At 43.6% G+C, this 22,893-nt stretch carries 20 protein-coding genes and 2 pseudogenes; 12 read left to right on the forward strand and 10 right to left on the reverse strand.

What is annotated here, in order from left to right:
• Positions 1-287 precede the first annotated feature (287 nt).
• The 3 genes from AABK40_RS12915 to AABK40_RS12925 all read right to left on the reverse strand — a co-directional run bounded on the left by AABK40_RS12915 (position 288) and on the right by AABK40_RS12925 (position 2,286).
• Positions 288-899, reverse strand: a complete 612-nt coding sequence (locus AABK40_RS12915) for a YceI family protein (RefSeq protein WP_338397221.1) — start codon at positions 897-899, stop codon at positions 288-290.
• A gap of 31 nt (positions 900-930) precedes the next feature.
• The gene (locus AABK40_RS12920) at positions 931-1,533 is read right to left on the reverse strand and encodes a YceI family protein (protein WP_332919582.1); all 603 of its coding nucleotides are present in this window, start codon (positions 1,531-1,533) and stop codon (positions 931-933) included.
• 102 nt (positions 1,534-1,635) lie between these two features.
• Positions 1,636-2,286 (reverse strand): hypothetical protein, encoded by a 651-nt coding sequence (locus AABK40_RS12925; RefSeq protein WP_332919581.1) that lies wholly within the window; start codon positions 2,284-2,286, stop codon positions 1,636-1,638.
• Positions 2,287-2,407: 121 nt separating this feature from the next.
• On the opposite strand from AABK40_RS12925, the gene AABK40_RS12930 reads away from it, so the two are divergent.
• The gene (locus AABK40_RS12930) at positions 2,408-2,905 is read left to right on the forward strand and encodes a fasciclin domain-containing protein (protein ID WP_338397222.1); all 498 of its coding nucleotides are present in this window, start codon (positions 2,408-2,410) and stop codon (positions 2,903-2,905) included.
• An 80-nt stretch (positions 2,906-2,985) separates the two neighbouring features.
• Here AABK40_RS12930 and AABK40_RS12935 read toward each other — a convergent pair whose 3' ends face one another.
• Entirely contained in the window at positions 2,986-3,801 is an 816-nt protein-coding gene (locus AABK40_RS12935; RefSeq protein WP_332919579.1) for a YitT family protein, read from the reverse strand.
• 234 nt (positions 3,802-4,035) lie between these two features.
• On the opposite strand from AABK40_RS12935, the gene polA reads away from it, so the two are divergent.
• Positions 4,036-6,951 carry a DNA polymerase I gene (gene polA, locus AABK40_RS12940; RefSeq protein ID WP_338397223.1) on the forward strand — a complete coding sequence of 972 codons (2,916 nt, stop codon included), beginning with the start codon at positions 4,036-4,038 and terminating at the stop codon, positions 6,949-6,951.
• A 135-nt stretch (positions 6,952-7,086) separates the two neighbouring features.
• On the opposite strand, the gene AABK40_RS12945 is transcribed toward polA, so the two are convergent.
• The 4 genes from AABK40_RS12945 to AABK40_RS12960 all read right to left on the reverse strand — a co-directional run bounded on the left by AABK40_RS12945 (position 7,087) and on the right by AABK40_RS12960 (position 11,759).
• The gene (locus AABK40_RS12945; RefSeq protein WP_338397224.1) at positions 7,087-7,842 is read right to left on the reverse strand and encodes a glycosyltransferase family 2 protein; all 756 of its coding nucleotides are present in this window, start codon (positions 7,840-7,842) and stop codon (positions 7,087-7,089) included.
• A 59-nt stretch (positions 7,843-7,901) separates the two neighbouring features.
• Positions 7,902-9,287, reverse strand: a complete 1,386-nt coding sequence (locus AABK40_RS12950; protein WP_338397225.1) for a sensor histidine kinase — start codon at positions 9,285-9,287, stop codon at positions 7,902-7,904.
• 284 nt (positions 9,288-9,571) lie between these two features.
• A complete protein-coding gene (locus AABK40_RS12955) occupies positions 9,572-10,924 on the reverse strand; it encodes a DUF4270 family protein (protein WP_338397226.1) in 1,353 nt (450 codons plus the stop codon).
• 28 nt (positions 10,925-10,952) lie between these two features.
• Complete coding sequence (locus tag AABK40_RS12960; protein WP_332919574.1) at positions 10,953-11,759, reverse strand: glycogen/starch synthase; 807 nt, start codon at positions 11,757-11,759, stop codon at positions 10,953-10,955.
• 125 nt (positions 11,760-11,884) lie between these two features.
• Between AABK40_RS12960 and panC the strand changes: the two genes are divergently transcribed.
• The 5 genes and pseudogenes from panC to AABK40_RS12985 form a co-directional block, all read left to right on the forward strand.
• The gene (gene panC, locus AABK40_RS12965) at positions 11,885-12,736 is read left to right on the forward strand and encodes a pantoate--beta-alanine ligase (RefSeq protein ID WP_332919573.1); all 852 of its coding nucleotides are present in this window, start codon (positions 11,885-11,887) and stop codon (positions 12,734-12,736) included.
• A 194-nt stretch (positions 12,737-12,930) separates the two neighbouring features.
• Positions 12,931-13,281, forward strand: coding sequence for an aspartate 1-decarboxylase (gene panD, locus AABK40_RS12970; RefSeq protein WP_332919572.1), 351 nt, complete (start codon positions 12,931-12,933; stop codon positions 13,279-13,281).
• Positions 13,282-13,378: 97 nt separating this feature from the next.
• On the forward strand, positions 13,379-14,416 hold the full coding sequence (locus AABK40_RS12975) for a lysylphosphatidylglycerol synthase transmembrane domain-containing protein (RefSeq protein WP_338397227.1): 1,038 nt from the start codon (positions 13,379-13,381) through the stop codon (positions 14,414-14,416).
• Positions 14,417-14,576: 160 nt separating this feature from the next.
• On the forward strand, positions 14,577-15,065 hold the full coding sequence (rfaE2, locus tag AABK40_RS12980) for a D-glycero-beta-D-manno-heptose 1-phosphate adenylyltransferase (protein WP_338397228.1): 489 nt from the start codon (positions 14,577-14,579) through the stop codon (positions 15,063-15,065).
• Positions 15,066-15,236: 171 nt separating this feature from the next.
• A pseudogene (locus tag AABK40_RS12985) lies at positions 15,237-15,596 on the forward strand (IS1634 family transposase); the annotation flags it as partial.
• 28 nt (positions 15,597-15,624) lie between these two features.
• Here AABK40_RS12985 and AABK40_RS12990 read toward each other — a convergent pair.
• Both AABK40_RS12990 and AABK40_RS12995 read right to left on the reverse strand, forming a co-directional pair.
• Positions 15,625-16,254 (reverse strand): transposase, encoded by a 630-nt coding sequence (locus AABK40_RS12990; protein WP_338397052.1) that lies wholly within the window; start codon positions 16,252-16,254, stop codon positions 15,625-15,627.
• 79 nt (positions 16,255-16,333) lie between these two features.
• The gene (locus tag AABK40_RS12995) at positions 16,334-16,831 is read right to left on the reverse strand and encodes a helix-turn-helix domain-containing protein (protein ID WP_338397051.1); all 498 of its coding nucleotides are present in this window, start codon (positions 16,829-16,831) and stop codon (positions 16,334-16,336) included.
• A 45-nt stretch (positions 16,832-16,876) separates the two neighbouring features.
• On the opposite strand from AABK40_RS12995, the pseudogene AABK40_RS13000 reads away from it, so the two are divergent.
• The 5 genes and pseudogenes from AABK40_RS13000 to gshAB all read left to right on the forward strand — a co-directional run.
• Positions 16,877-18,028, forward strand: a pseudogene (locus AABK40_RS13000) (IS1634 family transposase); the annotation flags it as partial.
• Between the two features lie 101 nt (positions 18,029-18,129).
• Positions 18,130-18,618 (forward strand): D-glycero-beta-D-manno-heptose 1-phosphate adenylyltransferase, encoded by a 489-nt coding sequence (gene rfaE2 / locus AABK40_RS13005; RefSeq protein WP_338397228.1) that lies wholly within the window; start codon positions 18,130-18,132, stop codon positions 18,616-18,618.
• Between the two features lie 143 nt (positions 18,619-18,761).
• The gene (locus AABK40_RS13010; protein WP_332919569.1) at positions 18,762-19,094 is read left to right on the forward strand and encodes an ArsR/SmtB family transcription factor; all 333 of its coding nucleotides are present in this window, start codon (positions 18,762-18,764) and stop codon (positions 19,092-19,094) included.
• A gap of 63 nt (positions 19,095-19,157) precedes the next feature.
• Complete coding sequence (locus tag AABK40_RS13015; RefSeq protein ID WP_338397231.1) at positions 19,158-20,504, forward strand: MATE family efflux transporter; 1,347 nt, start codon at positions 19,158-19,160, stop codon at positions 20,502-20,504.
• A complete protein-coding gene (gene gshAB, locus AABK40_RS13020) occupies positions 20,505-22,805 on the forward strand; it encodes a bifunctional glutamate--cysteine ligase GshA/glutathione synthetase GshB (protein ID WP_338397232.1) in 2,301 nt (766 codons plus the stop codon).
• Positions 22,806-22,893: the final 88 nt, after the last annotated feature.

Raw genomic sequence — 22,893 nt, forward strand, 5'->3', positions numbered from 1 at the left:
CCTGCACCATTTACAGCATTGCCTTCCGAGTAGTTTTGGACTTCGTTTTGTTTGGCAAACTTATCCAGACAACACTGCCTCATGATGTTCGTGTCCCTCAGGCCAGAGATTTGCATACAGCTTCCTTCAGATTATACCTCACGGTAAACACCCTTGCCTTCTGCTATGTGGTTGGCACTACTAACCCCCACTACGGACTTGCACCGATTAGTTAATCGCCATGCACGGCGCACCAAAAAAAAGGCTATCTCATCATTCGAGATAGCCTTTTTTTTATGCTTTAAATATTAAGAGTTGGCCTGACCGACTAAATCTACATCGAGCGTAAACTCATCGTAGATTGTTTTGTCACCCAAATTATCGAAGAAGCTTCCTGATCCGTAGCGTACATCAAAAGCCGTACGGTCAACTTTAATCGTTGCTTTGGCCTTCATTTGATCTTTCGATACATCAATTTTTGCTGGAAAGCTGATCTCTTTTGTAATTCCTTTGATCGTCAAATCGCCAACCACTTTGTATTCATTTTTTTCTTTGCCCTGACGGTAAGCCTTCTTGATCGTGAATTTCGCCATTGGGTGCTTTTCAACACCAAAAAAGTCTGCTGACTTCAAATGCCCTTCCAATTTTTGCTTGTGCTCACCTTCCAGGTCGCGAACATCAATTGAAGACATGTCGATCTCAAAATCACCTTTGATTTGATCACCATCCATGTGTAAATGCCCAGACTGTGCTTTTACCATTCCCCAGTGCTCACCAGTAACTTTTTCACCAGTCCATTTAATTTTTGATAATGACGGGTTCACCTTGTACATTTTTGCCGCAGGCTTAAAGGCAAAAGTTACGGCAACGATAAGCGCCATGCTCATCACGAAGAAAAGCGATTTGCTAAATGATTTCATAGTTTTTTTATGGTTTTGGTTGTTTGAATAATTATTTCTGATTGGCTTTGATGTTCACTTCAAGCTTGAAGTCATCATAAATGGTCTTATTTCCGAGGTCGTCAAAAAAGCTTCCCGACCCATAGCGTACATCAAAAGCGGTTCTGTCCACAGTAATGAGTGCCTTTGCGGTAATAAAGGTAGGAGACAAAGCTATGGTTGCAGGAAAGTGAATCTCTTTGGTAATCCCCTTGATCGTCAAATCGCCTATTACCTTGAATTCATCCTGCTGTTTTCCCTGACGATATACTTTTTTGATTTTGAAAGTGGCGGTTGGGTAAGCCTCCACATTAAAAAAATCTTCCGATTTCAAATGTTTCTCAAGTTTGCGCTTCATAAACCCTTTCAGGTCTTCAACCACCATCGAGCTCATATCCAATACCACAAGGCCGCTTTCTATTTTTCCGTCAGCAACATGCAGCACGCCTTCCTTTACAGCCACATGGCCATAATGGGAGCCGCCTACTTTTTCCCCCGTCCACTTCACCTGACTGTGATCCGTATCAACAGTATATTGTTCCGCAGTGTTCGAGAGGGCAAAAGCGGTCAGTAAACTGCTCATTGCCAATAGGAGAACAAGAATATGGTAGCGCATGAAATAATTGTTTACGTGTAATATATTATTTTAATTCTGTGAACGTAAACCATCAATCAAAAGGTTGCATTTTCATTCATTTAATTTAGAAAATGTCAGCCCTTACACAAACCAGCGATAAATTTTCAGAAATAATCCAAGAAAAGAATGAATGAAAGGGTTGGGCCCAATACTGAAACCCTCCGTGAGTTTTTGTTTCAAACGCTCAAAATGCCCGCCAAGTACATAGTGCTCGAGATGAAGGTGAATCACCTTGAAAAAAGTGGCACCAATCTGAGATAACACCAGACCAATCAATACCGTCAGGGCAATATCGCGGTTGGCAATATACCATCGGCCAAGAACTTGTTCTGTAAACAAATAGGCTGGCACCAAATAGCTCAATACCTCCCACACAAACAGCGGTGTGTAAATATAATAGGCCTTAGGGCGTACCCTGAGCACTAATTGAAGCACTAAACAAGCCAAACCTATCGGTAAAATGGCCATCACCATATTCCAAAACCAGCTTCCGTATTGGCCATAATACCACAATACAGGCACGCCAATCCATTTTATAAAGCTGATCAGTAAATGAATAGACTCCGATCTTTTACAGCGAGGCAATTGCACCAACGCACGCTCATAAACAAATTTAAAACTGCTCAATAAGGCTGATGATTGCTCCTTAAATAAAAAAACTTTTACAGGGCTCCCTGTTGCTCTGCGCTCCTTTGCGCGATCAAAAAAACAAATCTGTGCTTTCGTTGCCATTATATATGTTCAATTCAAGAAATTTTACAAAAAAATAATGAATTAGGATTAAACCAATTCTAATCATTCAAGTTACCACAAGAATACTGAAACTTAATTTTAGAAGTATAATTTTATGACTATGAACTTACGCAAACTGCTCTTTTTACCCGCCCTGACTTTGCTTTTCTTTTTGGGCTCTTGCTCTTCTATCGGAAGCCTCGGAGGATCTGCGGGTTCGTTGCTCTCACTGGTGCAGGGGAATCCCAAACTCTCCAAATTCATGACCCTGACCCAGGCAGCGGGACTTTCAAGCCTGCTCAGTGGCAGTAGCCCCATCACGCTTTTGGCACCAAGCGACAACGCTTTCGCTTCTTTGGGGGTGAGTAAGTTTCAGGATTTTCTAAGTCCTGACAATAAATCGATGCTGACAGATATACTTAAGAACCATATGGTTTCAGGAAGCCTCACCGCTAAAGATATGGCGAAAGAAGGGCAACTGACCAATTTGTTAGGTTCAAGCCTGGATGTTTCTGGCAGTGGGAAAAACCTGAGTGTTGGTGGCGCAAGCTTGTTGGAAAAAGACATGAAAGCTGAAAATGGCATGATACAAATGATTGACAAAGTCCTGATGCCCTAAACTGAAAAAAGGTGACCTTCACAAGTCACCTTTTTTATTTCCTTATTTTTTAGGCAATTCCCACGCCCTAAGCGCAGGGCTTATCTGCGGTAGGCTTCAAAACCTTCGCCGTAAACCCCCATAACCTGCCCCACAGAAACAAAAGCTTTCGGGTCGGCACTGGTGATAATATCAAGCAGTCCGTTGGTTTCCGCCTTTCGCGCCATAATCATCAAAATTTGTCGCTCCTTATTGGTAAAGTAGCCCCGACCATGAATGACTGTCAGCCCACGGTTAAATCTTTTACTGATCTGCGAAGCAATTTCCTCTTCATGTTCTGAGAAAACCATCACCTGCACCGATTGCTTCTCCCCAGTAAGTACCAGATCCACCATATAGGAGATCACAAACATGATTACCCCTGCGTACACCACGGCTTCTACCTTTTTCAGCACTAAAAAAGAGGCCGAAATAATCAACACATCACAATATAGCATGATTCTGCCTGGAGAAATATTCCGATACTTGTTCACAATCATGGCGACAATATCCGTTCCTCCCATACTTCCTCCCTGCGAGAGCACCAGCGCAATGCCAAAGCCCGACATTGCCGAGCCGACAACCACCGAAAGGAATAAGTCCTTCACAAAAGGCGCGCTAATCACCATGGGCATTACATAGAAAAGAAAAGATGACATCAGGACGCCGTATATCGTTCTTGAGCCAAACCGGGGTCCCAAAATTTTAATTCCCAACGCAATCAGAAACACGTTGATCAACAGGTAAGAATACGCCACAGGTATTGATGTTGCGTAATAAATAACCGTCGAAACCCCCGTCAGTCCACCACTGGAAATCTTGTTTGGAATAATAAATGCCGACCACCCCAAACAGTGTAAAAATATCCCTACAGTCATTACTGCATAGATTCTAAGATTCTTTAACGATTTCATCTTTTCTTTCAATCCATAATAATTTTGCGCAAAAATATTCCAATTAATGGGTTATCCAATAGGCTTGAAGAAATTAAAATTAAATTATTTCTTCACCAGCCCCTAAGCACAACCCATTCAAAATATCCATGCCTCGACTGATAATTTTGTATATTGCCTTTCAATATATTTTGCATCCTTCACTTACAACAGCTAAGCATGCCATCCAATAAACTTTTCTTGCTTGATGCAATGGCGCTGATTTACCGTGCGCACTTTGCCTTCAGCAAAAACCCACGAATCAATTCCAAAGGTTTCAGTACTGGTGCTGTCCTTGGATTTACCAATACTTTACTCGAAGTACTGAGAAAAGAAAAGCCCACCCATATTGGTGTTGCCTTCGATCCGCCAGGCCCGACTTTTCGCCATGAGGAGTATGTTGAGTACAAAGCACAACGGCAGGAAACCCCAGAGGACATCCGCATGTCTATTCCGATTGTCAAGCAGTTGGTGCAGGCTTTCAACATTCCCATCCTTGAAGTAAAAGGCTACGAAGCCGATGATGTAATTGGAACCATTGCCAAGAAAGCATCAAAGGAAGATTTCGAAGTATTTATGATGACGCCGGACAAGGATTATGCCCAACTTGTTGAAGATCACATATTTTTGTACAAACCTGCCTATATGGGCAATGCTGTTGATGTGCTCGGCATCAATGAAGTTTTGGCTAAATTTGACCTCGACCGCGTTGATCAAGTGATTGACTACCTCGGCCTGATGGGAGATGCTTCCGACAATATTCCAGGCATTCCTGGGGTTGGGCCAAAAACAGCCGTGAAGTACCTGAAAAAATATGGATCAGTAGAAGGCTTGCTGGAAAATACCCACGAGCTGAAGGGCAAGGCCAAAGAAAAGGTGGAAGCCAATAAAGATCAGGCCCTGCTCTCCAAAAGGCTGGCCACTATTGCCCTCGATGTACCGATTGCCTTTGATGGGGAAGACCTGAAACTTATCCCGCTGAACAAAGAGGCTGTCGCTGAAATTTTCGATGAAATGGAATTCCGCACCCTCAAGCGCCGAGTACTCGGTGAGGATGCTCCCGCAGCGCCTACGGCCAATACACCTGCGCCTCCTGCTCCTGCAGCACCTTCCGCAGGGGGGCAAATGGACATGTTCAGCCAACCACAGGCAAAACCTCAGTCTCAGCCCGCGCAAATGGGCTTGTTTGATGCCGCACCGAAGCCCAAGGCCGCGCCGAAGCAAACGGAGGCACCCAATGCCAACCCCTTGGAGGGACATGCCGTGGTGGCGGAGAAAAGCAGCTTTGAGCAGTCGAAGAAAAACTATCACATGGTGAGCACGGCAGAAGAACGCCAAAGCCTTTGTGAATATTTGCTCCAACAGGATGAGGTTTGCTTCGATACAGAAACAAGTTCCCTCGACCCGCTGAAAGCACAACTTTGCGGAATCTCTTTCGCTTATCAGGCCAATGAAGCCTATTACGTACATATTCCTGATGAAACACCTGAACTGGCTCAGACGGTCGTTGAGGATTTCAGGGCGGTGTTTGAGCATGAGCAGATCACCAAGATTGGCCAGAACCTCAAGTACGATATGCTGGTGTTGGAAAAGTACAACCTTCAGCTTAAAGGGCCATTGTTCGATACCATGATCGCTCACTACCTGTTATCACCAGATGGCAAGCACGGCATGGACGTCATGGCTGAAAATTACCTGAACTACAGCCCAATTTCTTTTAAATCCCTCACGGGGAAAGAAAAAGACAAAGCCAAAGATGGGCTCTTCTATAAAGTGCCCGTCGATAAGCGTGTCAATTATGCTGCCGAGGACGCTGACATTACTTTACAGCTAAAGCAATACTTTGCCCCTAAACTGGCTGAAGTAGCCTCAGAGGACCTGATGAACGGCCTGGAGATGCCTTTACTGAAAGTATTGGAAGAAATGGAGCGTAACGGTGTCAAGATCAATACTGATGCCCTTGCGGATTTGTCTGAAGAACTGGGTGCCGAGAGCAAACAGATTGAAGATAAAATCTACGCTATGGCGGGAAAAGAATTCAATATCGCTTCCCCAAAACAACTCGGGGTCATCCTCTTCGATGAGATGAAACTGGTGGATAAACCAAAAAAGACCAAAACGGGGCAATATGCCACTGGGGAGGAGATTTTATCCAAACTGGCCAAAGAACATGAAATCTGTGCTTTGATTCTCGCATTTCGGGAACTGAACAAACTGAAGTCCACTTATGTAGATGCCCTGCCCGAGCTGATTGCCGAGGATGGCCTCATTCATACTTCCTACCGACAGGCAGTTGCCGCCACAGGACGACTGAGTTCTACCAACCCCAATTTGCAAAATATCCCGATCAGAACTGCAAGGGGTAAGGAAATCCGCAAGGCTTTTGTTCCTCGCCACGAAGACCACCTGATCCTCGCCATTGACTACTCCCAGATTGAGTTGCGCATTATGGCGGGTTTTGCACAGGATCAGCACATGATTCAAGCCTTTAAAAATGGGGAAGATATTCACCGTGCTACCGCAGCGAAAGTGTTCAAGGTAACGCCAGAAGAAGTGGACAGCGACATGCGCCGTAAAGCCAAAACGGCCAACTTTGGGATTATCTATGGTATTTCGGCTTTCGGGCTTTCCGAAAGGCTCAATATTCCGAGGGGCGAAGCTTCTGACATTATCAAGGCGTACTTTGAAGAATTTCCCGCAGTAAAGGCCTATATGGACCGTGTAGTGAATGAGGCCCGCGAACAGGGCTATGTGGAAACCATTATGAAGCGTCGTCGATACCTCAGGGACATTAACTCGCGGAATGCCACCGTGCGCGGTTTTGCCGAACGAAACGCCATCAATGCACCGATTCAGGGATCTGCTGCCGACATCATCAAAAAAGCAATGATCAATATTGCCGCATGGATGCGATCAGAAAATTTGCAGTCAAAAATGATCATGCAGGTACATGATGAATTGGTTTTTGATGTACACAAAGAGGAGCTGGAAAAGGTCAAGGAGAAAGTAACAGAACTGATGGAAAATGCCATTGAGTTTGAAGTACCGCTACTGGTGGAAGCTGGTGTCGGCGAGAACTGGCTGCAGGCTCATTAAGGCTGCCCGGCCATCAGACTAATGATGCAAATTCAATGATTCGACACTGATGTACACAGGGTATCACCGATGAATATTGCAATTCCCAGTCACGATTAAAGATAAGTCAGTCGCTTAGGAGGCTGACTTATTTTTTTACCACTGATTTTGCTGACCGTGGAATTTGCGCCCCAAAGTTCGGGCAGCAATAAACAGGTGCGCCTTTACCGTCCCCATCCATCCATAATGATTTTTCATGATGGCCCACCGCTCTTTCAAGCTTGCTTTCAGGTGTTTGGCAGAATGCCCACCCACAAGATATTCCACCAGTGGCGTTTCAAAGCGCTTACATTGCTTGCTCTTGCTCAAAATTTCTAAACACCAATTGTAGTCTGCACTATGGCGATAAGCAAGGTTATAAGGCTCACACAGGCTGCGCTTAGGCATAAAAGCCTGATGGCACACGACCATTCCTTCCGCAAAGGCATTCTTGTTCAAGACTTGAGGTAACTTTCGACTGGTCAGTTCGGAGCGAAGCCCGAGGTGGTGGCGGGCATCATCCACCATCATTGTTTCCGCAAATATAATATCTGTGGCAGGGGGGAGGTGATCAAAAACCGATTGCAGGCTGCTTTCAGAAAGCAGGCAATCGCCAGCATTCAGAAAAAGGACATAATCGCCCTTGGCCAACGCCAGCCCTTTGTTCATCGCATCATAAATGCCTTTATCGGGCTCGGAAATCCACTGATCAATCCCTTCATAATTGGGCAGTGCTTCCACAAAGCCATCGGTTGATTGTCCATCAATCACCACATATTCAAAATCCTGAAAGCTTTGGCAAATGACACTCTGATGGGTGAGCTCAAATAAAGATTTGGCGTTAAAAACAACCGTAATAATGGACAACTTCAATGTTACAGCACTTTAATGATGAAAACACAAAGTTATAAAACTTTCTCCGCCGCCATCAATTATCGACTGATAATATCATGATAATGCAGGCTGCTGCCATCTGTTATTTCCTCGTAAAAAGTCGGCAGAATCACTTCAAACGTAGAGCCTACACCAAGTTCTGACACCATATTGATGCGGCCGCCAAGTGCATCCACCCGACGCTTTACAAGATTAAGCCCCAGTCCAGTGGTCATGAATTCGTAATTGGTTCGGAAAAAACGTTCAAAAATTCGGGTTTGCCCTTCTTCAGGAATGCCCAGGCCATTATCACGAACTTTAATAATCAGCTGCTGATTAGAGACCATCAGGTACACTTTCACATAAGGCGTTGCCTTTCTGCGATCATGGAAACGATAAGCATTTTGCACCAGATTGAACAGAATAATTTCGATATCAAGCACCGGCAATTGCATCCCCTCAGGAATCTGCGTGTTTGCTTCAAACTTGATCAGCTCACCCATATCCGAGTTGCAGCGCATCCCTTCTTCCCGAGCCTCGGTAATCAGCTGATCGCAACAGACTGCCCGCAATTCACTCTTTTTACTGGGCTGACTGGCATGGTAGTTATTCACCTCAGTCACAAAAACATCGATTTTCTCGATCAAATGCCCAAACTGATCAAAATAATTTTTATAATCTGAAAAGGATGGCTCATTCTGAATCACCCGCAACAAGCCCGATAAACTTGCTACTGGCCCACGCAAGCTGTGCGACATCTGATACACCACCTGATTAAGGTCCTCATTGACCTTATTAAGCTCCTCGGCCTGCTCCAATAATGATTTTTCCACCTTCCCTTTTTCCTCCAGCATATATTCCAGTTTATGATGCTCTTGCAAATCCTGACTGACTTTAATATAAACCAGCAAACCGGTATAAATCATGGCTAAAATCTGATTCACCCACACAACGGTCAGCTCACTTACCCCTAAAGGCAGCGCTACATTGGCCCGAAAATAAACGGTATAAGAACAATAAAGCAATGAGCCGATAGGAACGATCAGCTTAATGACAAAAGGAATAATCTCACTCTTGCGGTGATTTAAACTGATTTGCACCAATATGGGAAAGAAGAAATAGGAAATCCCTGTGGACTGAAATGACCACTGACACACTAAAAAAACATAAGTATTCGTGATCAGGAAGAAAAACTCGATGGCCAGGCCTTGTTCCCTGCTGAGGTAAAAAATATAAGGGAGCATCATCAGCCCCAAAAAAACCAAATGCAGAAACAGATTGGCATCGTGGCTTACAAATAAGCTCAAACCGATCTGAACTAATATTGCAAGTTGCGCAGCTATGATCCCTCCTCGCACAAGAGAGTGGTCAGCATCTTTCTCCTGAGGTTTTGCAACCTCATTAACAAAGAAGCTCATGAGTCGGTGACGTAGTCCAGCTTTCATTATTTTCTTACATTATTAAGTAAAAATAGTAATAAAAAATAGAACTACAATTATATCGAGTACCTCAAAGGCCTCCAAACTTCCATTTTAACAAAATGCAATCACAGAAAATTTACATTACGTGTAAACTACCTGTTTTAAAAAAATAAACTGATTGAACGGAAAGGCAATTTTTACGCTTAATCCTTTGGTTTCTAAGGATCAGCAGCAAAGTCAAATTTGCACATTTAGGCACGAAAAAATAGTTAAAAAAAAACCACTCAACAAAGTGAGTGGCTTAAATTTTATGGTTTTTTACCTGTTGTAAAGTACATCCTGATCACGACTTGATCACCTTCAATTTTCAAACCTTCCAGTTGATCATGAAATGGGCCAGGGGCTAACATCAGTTTATTCTTCTCTTCCATATCCCCGTTGAGCAATGCCTGAACATATCGTGTGATGGTCGCCTTATAATACTTCTTGTCAGTATTCGGTGATAATCGTACGATATTCTCGCCAGGGTTTTCAAGGGTTGGGTCAACGGCATCGTTCGGCAGTAAATTGGAATTCAATGTCCGAAAATCCTCATCCGCTCGGTAAACCAATATCGGGTTCGGCTCTTTCTTGAAGTCCGTCACATCAGTGTCATCATAAGGAATCAGCAATTCTGCTGAATTCACCATAATTCCACCCTGAATACTATCAGATTCCACTGCCTTTTGGTAGTCAGCAAGAATCGAGTCTGTTCTCAATGCTGCAAAAATACCTGCACCAGCTTTCAAATAAGCATCGCCGCCTAAATCTTTATTCACATCTACAAATGCGAGGGTATCTTTCATTGCTGCCAGTGGCGTTCCTGAATAGTCCTGAGCGATACCTGTAAAGTTCGCAAAGAACGAGGTGTCTGCACTATTAAAGAAGGAGAAAGAGAATACCGCATTGGAGGTATCGGTAGGGGTGTGATAAAAAACACGAATTCCTGAATTGTCCAGGTTGAAGCCCAACATACCGTTGGTGGTGTTTCGATCATCTGTAATGGCGAAACCAGGGAATTCAGTACTGAAATCTTTTTGGCTCAACTCATCCAAATCTTCCTGCTCTACCTGTGCCGAGTTGTACAATCTAATGCCGTAACCATCAGGCATACGCAAGTTGTAAAGGGAATCTACCGTATTGCTCGTGGCATCTTCGTTTTCTACCTGAATACTTCTGTTCAAAAGGCTCGATGAATTATAATCGACTTGGTCAAAGGTATAAAAGTTACGATTCTCACGATCTGTAGAATCTGGCGTGTTTTTCAGTTCGTGCAGGCTGATCGCCAAAGGACTCGTGAAAACATCACCATAACCATAAATCCCTGTCAGGCTTAAGGTCGCTGAATCATAAACAGCATCCGTAGGGATGATTTTTGATGATTTACGCATCATGGTATAAACACTCCCTTTCTGCGTTCCAAACTCAGGGTCCTTAATTGTGCCCACCAATGCACGGCCACTCTGATTAACAGATGTACGGACAGAATCATAACGGAACACCTGCACAGGAACATGAAGCTCCACATAATGCATGTCCGTAGGGTCGAAACCGGGGTCGAAACCAAATGTTGGATTCTGAGAATCTTTACATGAGGATAAAAAAAGGACTAACACTACCATTAGTCCTAATATGTTTTGGATGGATTTACTACCCAACAAGCTCATTATAAATGTCGTAATATTTATCTAAAAAGTTTTCTTCTTCGACAGTGTCAATTTGCTTATGTGTCATTCCTTCAAACAGACCTTTCAATGTATCATTGTATTCGTCCTGTTCGGCTTTCACGACAGCATCAGCATATTCAACGCCCATCTTGATGAATCCTTCGAAGTCTGTTGACATTGCTTGCAACATCTCATCTTCAATATCAATCATCTTAATTTTCTCGAATATATCCTGAGAAAACTTCTGAGGCAAGTGATTGTTGTAAATAGTGAACACCGATTTCGCATTTTTGAAAATCGGATCGTTTTTGTAAGAGGTTTTCAAATACATTGGAATCAAACCAGTCATCCAGTCGTTGCAATGTACAACATCTGGCTCCCAGCCTAATTTTTTCACGGTTTCGATCACTCCCTTACAAAAGAAGATCGCCCGTTCATCGTTATCGGCGTGCAGATTATTTTCCTTATCCACAAATACAGATTTGCGCTGGAAGTAATCCTCGTTGTCGATAAAGTACACTTGTAGTCGGGCGTTAGGGATAGAAGCAACCTTGATTACCAATGGTTTCTCCTCTTCTCCTACGGCAATATTAATACCTGATAAACGAACTACTTCGTGCAAACGATTTTTGCGTTCGTTGATCAACCCAAAACGAGGTACCATAATCCGAATCTCCATTCCGCGCTCTTGCATCTCCTGAGGAAGCTTGCGCACAAAATCAGCGACTTGCGAAGTTTGGAGAAATGGGTTAATTTCGGTAGCTACGTATAGAATTCGAAGTTTTGACATACTGTTATTGAGTAAGATTAATCAAACAAAGGGAACACAAAATTACGAAAATTTAAGCGATTCTCAATTTATTTAGGTTAAAATCATAGATTTAGGGTTTAAATTTGCAGGAATAAAGATTAATCATGCTAATTATAAATACTATTTCTGAGATCCGGGCCTATGTACGTGAGCAAAAACGTGACGGCAAGGCGATTGGCTTTGTGCCAACAATGGGGGCGCTTCACGAAGGCCACCTATCACTTATTAAAGAATCTACGGACCGTTCCCTGACGACCATCTGCAGTATTTTCGTCAATCCTACGCAATTCAACAATGCCGAGGATTTGGAAAAGTACCCGCGGACTTTCGAGGCCGATGTCGAGATGCTGGAACGTGCAGGCTGTGCGGCAGTGTTTGCTCCTACTGCTGAGATCATGTACCCCAAAGGAACACCCCTGGGCTTTGATTTTTCCCCCCTCGATCAAATCATGGAAGGGAAATTCCGCCCAGGCCACTTCAGCGGTGTCGGTTTGGTGGTTAATAAGCTGTTCAATATTGTTCAGCCAGATCAGGCTTTCTTCGGCGAAAAAGACTTTCAGCAACTGGCCATTATCCGCAAAATGGTATATGATCTTGATATGCCCGTTGAGATTGTCGGCTGCCCTATCCTTCGGGAGGCCAATGGCTTAGCCATGAGTTCCCGTAACAGACGCCTTTCTGAACATGCCAAAAACGAAATTGCACCGGCGATCAATCAGGCGCTGATGAGTACGGCACAATGCTTGCGACGTTTGGGTTCGTTGGAGAAAGGTCGAAAGGCTTTCGATAACGTGATGTCACAACACCCTGAAATGGAACTGGAATATCTGGAGATTGTCGATACAGCGACCCTTGAGACCGTTGAACGACTGAAACTGGGACAAAAAGTAACGGTATGTGTTGCTGCTTATCTTGAGGGGGTTCGCCTGATTGATAACCGCACCTTCAGCATCTAAGCGGCTAAAAGCCAAACAAATGCTGTTCCCTTGCTAAAATTGGCTTTTCAGCATCAGATTTTTCTATTTTATTAGGGATAGTTGGATAAAAATATAAAATTGCATTTTGAAATATATTGTACTTTCAACTGTTGAATAATGAAGGCACAATCAAAAATTATCCCATCCCAAAGGGGATGACAGATTTTGGAAAGATGAACATTGAAGTAGTAAAATCTAAAATCCATCGCGTAAAAGTTACGCAGGCAGAATTGCACTATGTAGGAAGTATCACTATTGATGCCGACCTATTGGATGGCGCAAACATTTTAGAGGGCGAAAAAGTCCAGATTGTAAACGTCAATAATGGCGAGCGCATCGAAACCTACACTATTGCCGGAGAAAGAGGCAGTGGTATGGTATGTTTGAATGGGCCTGCTGCCCGTCGTGTACAAGTAGGGGATATCATTATTATCATCTCTTACGGAAGCATGGATTTTGAAGAAGCGAAAAAAGGCTTTAAGCCGTCGATCGTCTTCCCTGATGGCGACAATAAAATCGCCTAAACAAAATAGCGAGACCTTTATGGGTCAAATTTAGTTAAGTTCAGCGCACCTCCATTTATGAGTTGCGCTGAACTTTTTTTACATGAATGCCCCTCCTATGAAGCATCTGACCACCGTCATCAAATACCTCATTTCCCTGAGTATTTCTCTTGGGCTGCTATATTATGTCTTTAAAGACATTGATTTTTCTGAGCTGAGCAGCCGCGCCACCGACCTCCGATACAGCTGGTTGTTACTCTCCATGGCACTGGCGATTGTCAGTCATATTGCCCGTGCCTACCGATGGAACCTGATGCTCAAGCCGCTTGGTCATAAAAATCTGAGTGTTTTCAGAACTTTTCTCGCCGTTATGGTGGGTTATTTTGGCAACCTGATTATCCCAAGGGCAGGGGAGGTGATTCGTTGCGGTATGCTGAAACGCTCAGATCAGGTACCAGTATCCACGGGTGTTGGCAGTGTTGTGGCAGAAAGACTTCTGGACCTGATCATGCTTTTGGCGAGCGTTGTTTTGGTCATTTTCCTGGAGTTCGATAAACTGTATGGCTTTATTATTGGCCTGTTTTCCAATAAATACGATCAGCATTCGGCCATTGTGCCTATTCTGCTTATTTTGACTGGAGGCTTCTTTACCATGGTTTTTCTCGGTATTTACCTGTGGAAAAAACAGCGAACATGGCTACGCAAAAATGCCCTTTTCCTTCGGGTGGAAGCATTCATCGAACAACTTAGTGCAGGACTGATGTCCATTCAGTCTCTTGAAAACAAGACCGGCTTTTTCCTCTCGACGATCGTCATCTGGGTGATGTATTTCACCATGTCATATGTCATTTTCTTTTCTACTCCTATCACCGAACACCTGACGCTCCGTATCGGGCTTGCGATGTTTGTGATGGGTGGCCTTGGAATGGCGGCGCCCGTACAAGGAGGCATTGGTGCCTACCACTGGATTGTCAGCCAAACCCTCGCCTTATATGGGATGAACCTGACCGATGGCGTGTTCTTTGCCACCGTAATGCATACCACCCAAACACTGATGATTCTGATTGTCGGTGGTTTGTCGTTAGCGGTTTCCCTGATCATGTTTCAGAAGAAAGGAGAAGCTTCTTCTGGGGAATCCATAATCAGTACCTCCTAAGGTTAAAGTAAAAGATGTAAAGGAGTATTTATTTTGTCCACAGATTACACAGATTTCCGCAGATATTTTTGTGAGATCTACTCATGACAGGTCGTGGCGTCCCGCTACGATCCCCAAAAAATTAAGCACCCGCGCTTATCAATACCGAAAAAATATCATTATGAATACCACAGCAAATAAAATCATTACCTGGGAACAGATCGAAGAAACCATGGACGCCTACCGTAAAGCCGGCGAGCGTATTGTGTTCTCTAACGGCTGTTTCGATATCCTTCATTTAGGCCACATCGACTACCTTGAAAAAGCCCGTGAAAAAGGGGATCGCCTGGTGATGGGACTGAATACAGATGCCTCCGTCAGTAAGCTGAAAGGCCCGGAACGCCCGATCAATAACGAGTATGCCCGCGCAAGAATGCTGGCTGCTTTGGCTTTTGTGGATAATGTGATCCTGTTTGGTGAAGAAACACCACAGCTATTGATTGAGACCGTCAAGCCGGATGTTCTGGTGAAAGGAAATGATTATACCATAGACAATATTGTGGGAGCGCCTTTCGTTTTGGAACGCGGCGGGAGTGTCGAAACGGTCGAGTTGGTGGAAGGATTCTCCACCACCAATATGATTGAAAAAATCAGAAAAGTAGGCCTCTAAAATCGCTTCAATTAAAAAATTAATCCGCACTCTCGCACGCAGAAGGCGGATTTTTTCCTGTCTTCGCCACCTTTTTTGGCTGATTTTCGCTACACCCTAAAAATCAATCGATTACAATAAAAACAGGTCAAAAGTGGGTGTCCCGTTTCTAAATTTTGCCTAATTTAAGGCATGTTTGTGCGTGAAAAACTCAATAAAAGTGGTACCATTAGTGTCCAAGTCATACTGAAATCCTCAAAAAAGTACAAAGTTGTTAAGACTTTTGGCTCATCGGCTGACCCAAACGAGATTTTAGCACTTAAAAATGAAGCAAATCAATGGATTCATGGTCAGACTGGTCAGGTTGCCATTAATTTCGATAATCAAAGAGCCGAAACTGAACAGGTCCTTGACAAAATAGATCAAGTCAAATCAGTTGGCATTGACCTTCTACTAAATTCTATTTATGACGAAATAGGCTTTAATCTTGTCGGTGATCTCTTATTTCGGAGATTAGTATTTTCTCGCATTGAATATCCTGTAAGCAAGCTAGTGCGATAACCCTTAAATACCACCCGATTTAAAACCCACCAAAACACCACTCAATTGGCTTTTTCCATCTTTCATTGTAATACTCAATATAGTTGGTGATTTTTCTTTCTAAATTAGGGACCGAGTTAAATTGCCCATTACGAATTACATGCTTCTGTAAACGGCCAAACCAATTCTCTATTTGGTTCAACCAAGAGCAATGTTTTGGAGTATATTGAAATCTGATTTTATGGTCTTTATCCTCTAAAAATTCCATCCTGGACTTCATCGTCTTTAATACTCCACACCGTCCTTTCTTACCTAAATCACTGTCATAATTTACTTTATCAGCAATTAGCTTGACTAATGACTCTGATTTATGTGTATTAAGCTGGTCTGCAATAAAAACGATTTTTTTGTTAGGGTATTTATCGATGATTGACTCTATAAATTTACAAAAATCCTCCTCATTCCGAGTCTGTCCAAGTTGATATTTGGTGACCTCGCCGTCCATTATATTCAGGCCTGCGATTAAACAGGTCGTTCCGTTCCGCTTGTATTCTGGGTCTACTCGCTTAACTTGACCGCTTTTTGCTGTGGTTATTTTTATGTTTTGTTTAGCTTGAATACCCGTCTTTTCATCCACAGAAATAGTCACAACATCGTCTGATTGCTCCAAATAAACACTGCAAACATCAGAAACACGGTCGTTATGCTCCTGTTGGTCACCTATTTTTGGATGTATCCAATATTCAGTTTTATGAGGACTTAATTCGTTTTTTTAAAAGTCGACCAACATGACTTGATGAGATTTCGATTCCCATTTTCTTCGCTTGCTCACTCAAAGACTCATGAGACCATTCAGTGATTGGAACATCATAATCTTGAGGATCTTGGCAGCTTAATGTTTGCACTTGAATTTTTTCTTCGGCAGTTAAACGAGGTTTCCTTCCGCTTCTTTTAGAATCAGTTAATTGTTCATAAATAAGTCGGATAAATTCAGTATCTCCTATTTTATTTTGGGTTTCATCTAACTCATTGATTGCGTCCCATTTATTAAGCCATCTCTTCACTGTATTGGGATCTGCTTTTTCATTAGCACAAATCTCTTTGAAGCTTAACCCCTTATTAAAATGGTACACAAATGAGGCTCGGCGACGAATATTTGAAGGCGTCTTCCCACTATTAATAATTCTAAATAGTAGTCTCTCTTCTCGCTCCGTCAGATCAATGACAATAGATGTTTTTCTTCCCATACAGTGATTCAAGAAAAAATCATGCTAAATTTAGGGGGTGTAGCACTAGCGACAACAGAGCATTGGTCGTTAAATCATGGGATGAATGTCTCTGTCAATACTGTTTACAGGCTAATGGATAAGGTTCATTCAGAGTATAAAGAGATATTACAACATCTTAGCTTCGAACACTCGAAACAAGTTTTAGAAGGCGAGGTGAATATTGCATTTTATGATGTAACCACTCTTTATTTTGAAACAGATCATCAAGATGATTTAAGAAAAACAGGCTTTTCAAAAGAGGGGAAACATCAAAATCCGCAAATTGTACTGGGCTTATTGGTTAGTAGAGGAGGCTATCCACTTGCTTACGAAATATTTGAAGGTAATAAGTTTGAAGGGCATACCATGTTGCCTATCGTGGATGAGTTCTGCAACAAATATAATATTACCAAGTTGGTAGTTGTTGCTGATTCAGGGCTCATGTCTAATAAAAATGTAAAAGAACTACTTAATAAAGGCTATGGATTTATTCTCGGAGCAAGAATTAAGAACATGAACAAAGAAGTCAAAGACCAAATATTAAACTTGACTTTGGGTAATGGAGAGTCTGCTGAAATAGCTCAACCTGATGGATTAAGGCTGATTATTACATATTCTGACAAAAGAGCCAAAAAGGATGGTAAAAACAGACAAAAAGGGCTTGATAAACTCAAGAAGAATATTGCATCAGGTAAGCTTACAAAGTCCAATATCAATAACAGAGGCTATAACAAATATTTAAAACTTGATGGCGAGGTAAAGGTGCAGTTAGATGAAGAGAAGTTCAAGGAAGATGGTAAATGGGATGGCCTAAAAGGCTATTTAACGAACGTAGAGGGTAATTCTGATGAAATCATTGCCAATTATGGAGAACTATGGAAAATTGAAAAAGCTTTTCGTATCTCGAAGACAGACTTAAAAATTAGACCTATATTCCATCGGATTCAAAAAAGAATTGAGAGTCATATCTGCATTTCCTTTGTTGCATATAAGGTACATAAAGAGTTGGAGAGACAGCTCAATATTAAAGAGGCAAGGCTAAGTCCTGAACAGGCAATCAAAATTGCTCGGAGCATTTACGAAATTCAGGTTCGACTACCAGATGGAAGCAAAATAAACAAAGTACTTTTGTTGCAGCCCGAGCAGGTGAAATTGGCGGAATTATTCAATTTTTGACTTGGGTGTCCCGATGGCGAAAACAGGACAGGTCGTGGCGTCCCGCTACGATCCCCAAAAAATTAAGCACCCGCGCTTATCAATACCGAAAAAATATCATTATGAATACCACAGCAAATAAAATCATTACCTGGGAACAGATCGAAGAAACCATGGACGCCTACCGCAAAGCCGGCGAGCGTATTGTGTTCTCTAACGGCTGTTTCGATATCCTTCATTTAGGCCACATCGACTACCTTGAAAAAGCCCGTGAAAAAGGGGATCGCCTGGTGATGGGGCTGAATACAGATGCCTCCGTCAGTAAGCTGAAAGGCCCGGAACGCCCGATCAATAACGAGTATGCCCGCGCAAGAATGCTGGCTGCTTTGGCTTTTGTGGATAATGTAATCCTGTTCGGTGAAGAAACACCACAGCTATTGATTGAGACCGTCAAGCCGGATGTTCTTGTGAAGGGAAACGATTATACTATAGACAATATTGTGGGAGCGCCTTTCGTTTTGGAACGCGGCGGGAGTGTCGAAACGGTCGAGTTGGTGGAAGGATTCTCCACCACCAATATGATTGAAAAAATCAGAAAAGTAGGCCTCTAAAATCACTTCAATTAAAAAATTAATCCGCACTCTCGCACGCAGAAGGCGGATTTTTTGTTTTTCAGCAGCATTATTTTCCCCATGATTTTAAAACCGGCATTGTATTGGCTATATTTATCGTAAATTCACGATAAACGATAAATATGAACAGCAAGGACAAAATCAGCTTCAGCGAGGAACAAATCCGTATGGCCACTTTGGCAAAAGCCATTGCGCATCCTGCCCGCATTGCTATTCTTCAGCATTTACTTGATGCCAACGAGTGTATTTGTGGAGATTTTGTCAGTAAGCTTCCCTTGTCGCAATCTACGGTCAGTCAGCATTTAAAAGAACTGAAAAATGCGGGTTTGATCAATGCGAGTGCCAACCCTCCCAAAATGATGTACTGTATCAATAAGCCCACCTTCGATGAGCTGGAGCAGTATTTCAAAAATTTAGTCAACAGAAAGGCCATTAAAGATTGTTGTGAAAAATAAGCATTCAGCCGAAAATATCGGCTTTTTTTCACTCCATAACCATCGTAAAATAACGATTAACCCATGTTAAATTCAAAGGCTTCACTTCCCCCTAAAAACCGGCTGATCCGTTTGGCACTCCCCATCATCACGGGATCGCTACTGCAACTGGCCTACAATATTACCGATATGTTCTGGGTTGGGCGAGTGGGCAGCAGTGCTGTTGCGGCAGTGGGAACAGCGGGTTTCTACATGAACCTTGCCTGGGCCTTGCTTACCCTGCTGCTAACAGGCGTGAATGTGCTCGTACCACAAAGCGTTGGGGCAGGCGACAAAACAAAAATCAACAGGGTGGCCTCCACCGCTTTTTGGGGAATCAGTATATTGGCTGTGGCAGTAACGGCAGTACTCTGCTGGGGAAAGCAGCCCCTTATTGGCTTTTTCAAATTTAACGACCCCGCAGTAGAAGAGCAAGCGCAGCAATACCTGTATATTGTCGCTTTCAGTGTTGTGCTTCAATACCTGAACCTATTCTTTGCTTCGCTGATTAATGCTCATGGCAAAACCAAAACTACCCTGAAAATCAATTCCCTGGGTATCCTTACCAATATTATCCTCGACCCGCTGCTGATTACAAGCTACGGCATGGGCGTAAAAGGTGCTGCCTATGCGACCGTCATTGCGAGGGCAGTGGTGTTTGTCCGTTATCTGTACCTGTTACAAAAACAGCAGGACATTAAAATATGGAAGGTTCGTCCGGACTTTAAACTGATCAGGCCCATTATTAAACTGGGCAGCCCCATAGCCCTGCAACGCCTGACCTTCACGGGTATTCAGATTATTATGGCCAAGCTGCTTGCCGAATGGGGTGCCAAGGCTGTTGCCGCACAGCAAATTGGTTTGAGCATGGAGGCTTTGTCGTTTATGACCATGGCCGGACTTTCACAGGCCATGACCATTCAAACAGGTCAGGATTATGGCGGACAGCATTACAAGCTTATCCCCAAAACTTACCGGGAAGGCATCACTTTCGCCACCATCATCGGGCTGAGTATAACCGCGCTGTTCTGGCTATTGCCTCAACAGCTTATGGGCTTCTTCCTGAAAGATCCACAGACTATCGCACTGGGCACCATCTACCTGTATATCCTCGGCGCTTCTCAGGTATTTATGTGCTGGGAAATGGTAACCGTCGGCGCCTTCAATGGGCTCGGCAAAACACAAATTCCGCCTATCGTCAGTATTATCTGTACAGGCGCCCGCATTCCCCTGGCCTTATTGCTTGCACACCAGTTGGATTGTGGCGTCGAAGGTATCTGGGCGGCCGTTACGGTCAGTTCAATTGCCAAAGGAGTCATTCTCCCCAGCCTATTTCTCTGGACACTTTACCAATTCAAGAAACATTCATTTTCCTTTTCTAAATCTATATAAATGATGGACACTTCTGTTTTTACCCTCCCACAAGCAACCAGCCCTTTCCAGATAGAAGGTTTATTCGGTTTGGAAAAAGAAAATTTACGCGTAAACCCTGACGGTACCCTCGCCCTGACCCCACACCCGAAAGCACTGGGCGACAAACTCAAGAACCCTTACATTACCGTTGATTTTTCCGAAAGCCAATTGGAAATGATCACGCCCCCATTGCCGAGTATTGAGCAGGCGCATGGTTTTTTATCCACCATTCATGAAGTGGTCAGTGCCAATATCGGCGAAGAGTTGTTGTGGCCATCGAGCATGCCCCCGATTTTACCTGAGGCTGAAGATGAAGTGCCCTTGGCTAATTTTGGGCAAGCAGGGAAAGATTTTGAAGCGTACAGAAATCATTTATCTACCGCATACGGACGAAAAAAACAGCTTATCTCAGGTATTCATTTCAATATCAGTCCCACGGAAGCGATGCTCCAGCAATTGTTTGAGCAAAGTGACCATAAAGACCGTGAAACTTTTGAACAGGCGCTTTACCTGAAAGTCATGCGCCAAATGATGCGCTACCGATGGATCCCGCTTATGCTGACAGGCAACAGCCCCGTGGCACATCATTCCTTCCTCAATAATGGCTGTGATATGCTTACCGCCAAAGGCGATACCCACACGCATGAGCATTCCCATTCTATCCGTACCAGTATCTGCGGATACAAAAACAAAGAGGAGTTTTTCCTAAATTACAGCAGCTGGAAGCAGTATAAATCCTCGATTCAGGCCCTCATTCAGCAGGGAAAATTAAAAGCTGAAAAAGAGCTTTATCTACCTTTCCGCATTAAGCAACAACCCAAAACCAACCGCATTTCACATCTCGAAATACGTATTCTCGACCTGAATCCGACTGTGGACATGGGGTTGCAATTGCGGGACCTGGCCTTGTACCACCTGTTCTTCCTCTGGGCCTTGTACTCCGAGGAACAAAATGCACAGTTTACACAGGCTGAACAGTTTGTTGCCTACCGAAACCAATATCAGGTCGCCTGTTGTGGTACTCATGTGGAATTGTGGGACGCACAAGAGCAGGTGATGGCCAATCAGAAGGAGCTTGTCGGGGCCTTTCTTCAAGCGGTAAAAAACTTTCTTCCGAAGGATTTACCCACCAGCACCTACCATCAGGCCATCGCCTATTTCGAGCAACTGAACGATAAACCCGAAGGGAATATCACCCATAAAATCAGGCAGGAAGCCCAAAAACAAGGCTTTATTGACTATCACCTGAATTTGGCAAAAACTTACCGACAGCAGGCGCATCAACATGGCTTTCAGTTCAAAGGGCTGGAAGAGCTCGAACTATCCACACAGCTGATGCTCCGCGAGGCGATAAAAAGAGGCATAACTTTCGAGCTGATTGACCCCGCTGCCAATTTTGTGAAATTCACCAAAGACGGGAAAACTGAATTTGTTCAGCAAGCAACCAAAACCTCCCTTGATACTTACAGTGGGGTACTGATGATGGAAAATAAGGTGGTTACAAAAAAAGTGCTGCACCAGGCAGGAGTACAAGTACCACTCGGCGCCGATTTCGATGACCCCAAACGGGCGAAGCAGGCTTTTGCTCGGTTTGCAAATCAGCCGATTGTCATCAAGCCCAAATCCACCAACTTTGGCCTGGGGATCAGCATTCTGAAAGAAAATAACGAGGAAGCACTCTTTTTGGAAGCAATTGAGGCGGCATTCAATGAAGATGACACGATTCTCATAGAGCCATTTATTGCTGGGCGTGAATTTAGGATTTTCGTTATTGGCGAGGAAGTTGTCGGCATACTTCATCGTGTTCCTGCCAATGTTGTCGGCGATGGAAATTCAACCATCGCGACATTGGTTGAAAAGAAAAACCTGGATCCCCTACGGGGTGTCGGCTACCGAACCCCCTTGGAGAAAATCCGTCTTGGTGCCCCGGAAAAGTTGTTTTTAGCCACTCAGGGACTCACTTTTGAGGATGTCCCCAAAGCAGGAGAAGTGGTTTTCATTCGTGAAAATTCCAATATTTCTACTGGTGGCGACAGCATTGATTTCACCGATGACATTCACCCAAGCTACAAACAAATTGCCTTGGATGCCGCAAAAGCCATGGGGGTAAAAATTACTGGCCTCGACATGATGATTCAGGAAATCGATCAGCCTGCAACGGCGCAAAATTATTCCGTGATTGAAATGAACTTCAACCCCGCCATTCACATCCACTGCCACCCCTACAAAGGGAAAAACAGACATCTGGACGCGAAAATGATGGATATTCTGGGTTTTTAATCAGCAAAAAAATGAGGTACCCCCTCATTTTCTTAAATCAAAGCACTGGGGCTTCCACGCCCAATTGCCAGGACAGCATGCCCCGTGC

The sequence above is a fragment of the Persicobacter psychrovividus genome (assembly GCF_036492425.1).
In the GTDB taxonomy this organism is placed as follows: Bacteria; Bacteroidota; Bacteroidia; order Cytophagales; family Cyclobacteriaceae; genus Persicobacter; species Persicobacter psychrovividus.

Coding starts and splice junctions, on each gene's coding strand:
- AABK40_RS12925 (WP_332919581.1), bottom strand. CDS start 2,286: ATGGCAACGAAAGCACAGATTTGTTTTTTTGATCGCGCAAAGGAGCGC.
- AABK40_RS12920 (WP_332919582.1), bottom strand. CDS start 1,533: ATGCGCTACCATATTCTTGTTCTCCTATTGGCAATGAGCAGTTTACTG.
- AABK40_RS13010 (WP_332919569.1), top strand. CDS start 18,762: ATGAACAGCAAGGACAAAATCAGCTTCAGCGAGGAACAAATCCGTATG.
- AABK40_RS13015 (WP_338397231.1), top strand. CDS start 19,158: ATGTTAAATTCAAAGGCTTCACTTCCCCCTAAAAACCGGCTGATCCGT.
- AABK40_RS12915 (WP_338397221.1), bottom strand. CDS start 899: ATGAAATCATTTAGCAAATCGCTTTTCTTCGTGATGAGCATGGCGCTT.
- polA (WP_338397223.1), top strand. CDS start 4,036: ATGCCATCCAATAAACTTTTCTTGCTTGATGCAATGGCGCTGATTTAC.
- gshAB (WP_338397232.1), top strand. CDS start 20,505: ATGATGGACACTTCTGTTTTTACCCTCCCACAAGCAACCAGCCCTTTC.
- AABK40_RS12975 (WP_338397227.1), top strand. CDS start 13,379: ATGAAGCATCTGACCACCGTCATCAAATACCTCATTTCCCTGAGTATT.
- panD (WP_332919572.1), top strand. CDS start 12,931: ATGAACATTGAAGTAGTAAAATCTAAAATCCATCGCGTAAAAGTTACG.
- AABK40_RS12950 (WP_338397225.1), bottom strand. CDS start 9,287: ATGAAAGCTGGACTACGTCACCGACTCATGAGCTTCTTTGTTAATGAG.
- AABK40_RS12955 (WP_338397226.1), bottom strand. CDS start 10,924: ATGGTAGTGTTAGTCCTTTTTTTATCCTCATGTAAAGATTCTCAGAAT.
- AABK40_RS12930 (WP_338397222.1), top strand. CDS start 2,408: ATGAACTTACGCAAACTGCTCTTTTTACCCGCCCTGACTTTGCTTTTC.
- AABK40_RS12960 (WP_332919574.1), bottom strand. CDS start 11,759: ATGTCAAAACTTCGAATTCTATACGTAGCTACCGAAATTAACCCATTT.
- rfaE2 (WP_338397228.1), top strand. CDS start 18,130: ATGAATACCACAGCAAATAAAATCATTACCTGGGAACAGATCGAAGAA.
- AABK40_RS12995 (WP_338397051.1), bottom strand. CDS start 16,831: ATGGGAAGAAAAACATCTATTGTCATTGATCTGACGGAGCGAGAAGAG.
- rfaE2 (WP_338397228.1), top strand. CDS start 14,577: ATGAATACCACAGCAAATAAAATCATTACCTGGGAACAGATCGAAGAA.
- panC (WP_332919573.1), top strand. CDS start 11,885: ATGCTAATTATAAATACTATTTCTGAGATCCGGGCCTATGTACGTGAG.
- AABK40_RS12935 (WP_332919579.1), bottom strand. CDS start 3,801: ATGACTGTAGGGATATTTTTACACTGTTTGGGGTGGTCGGCATTTATT.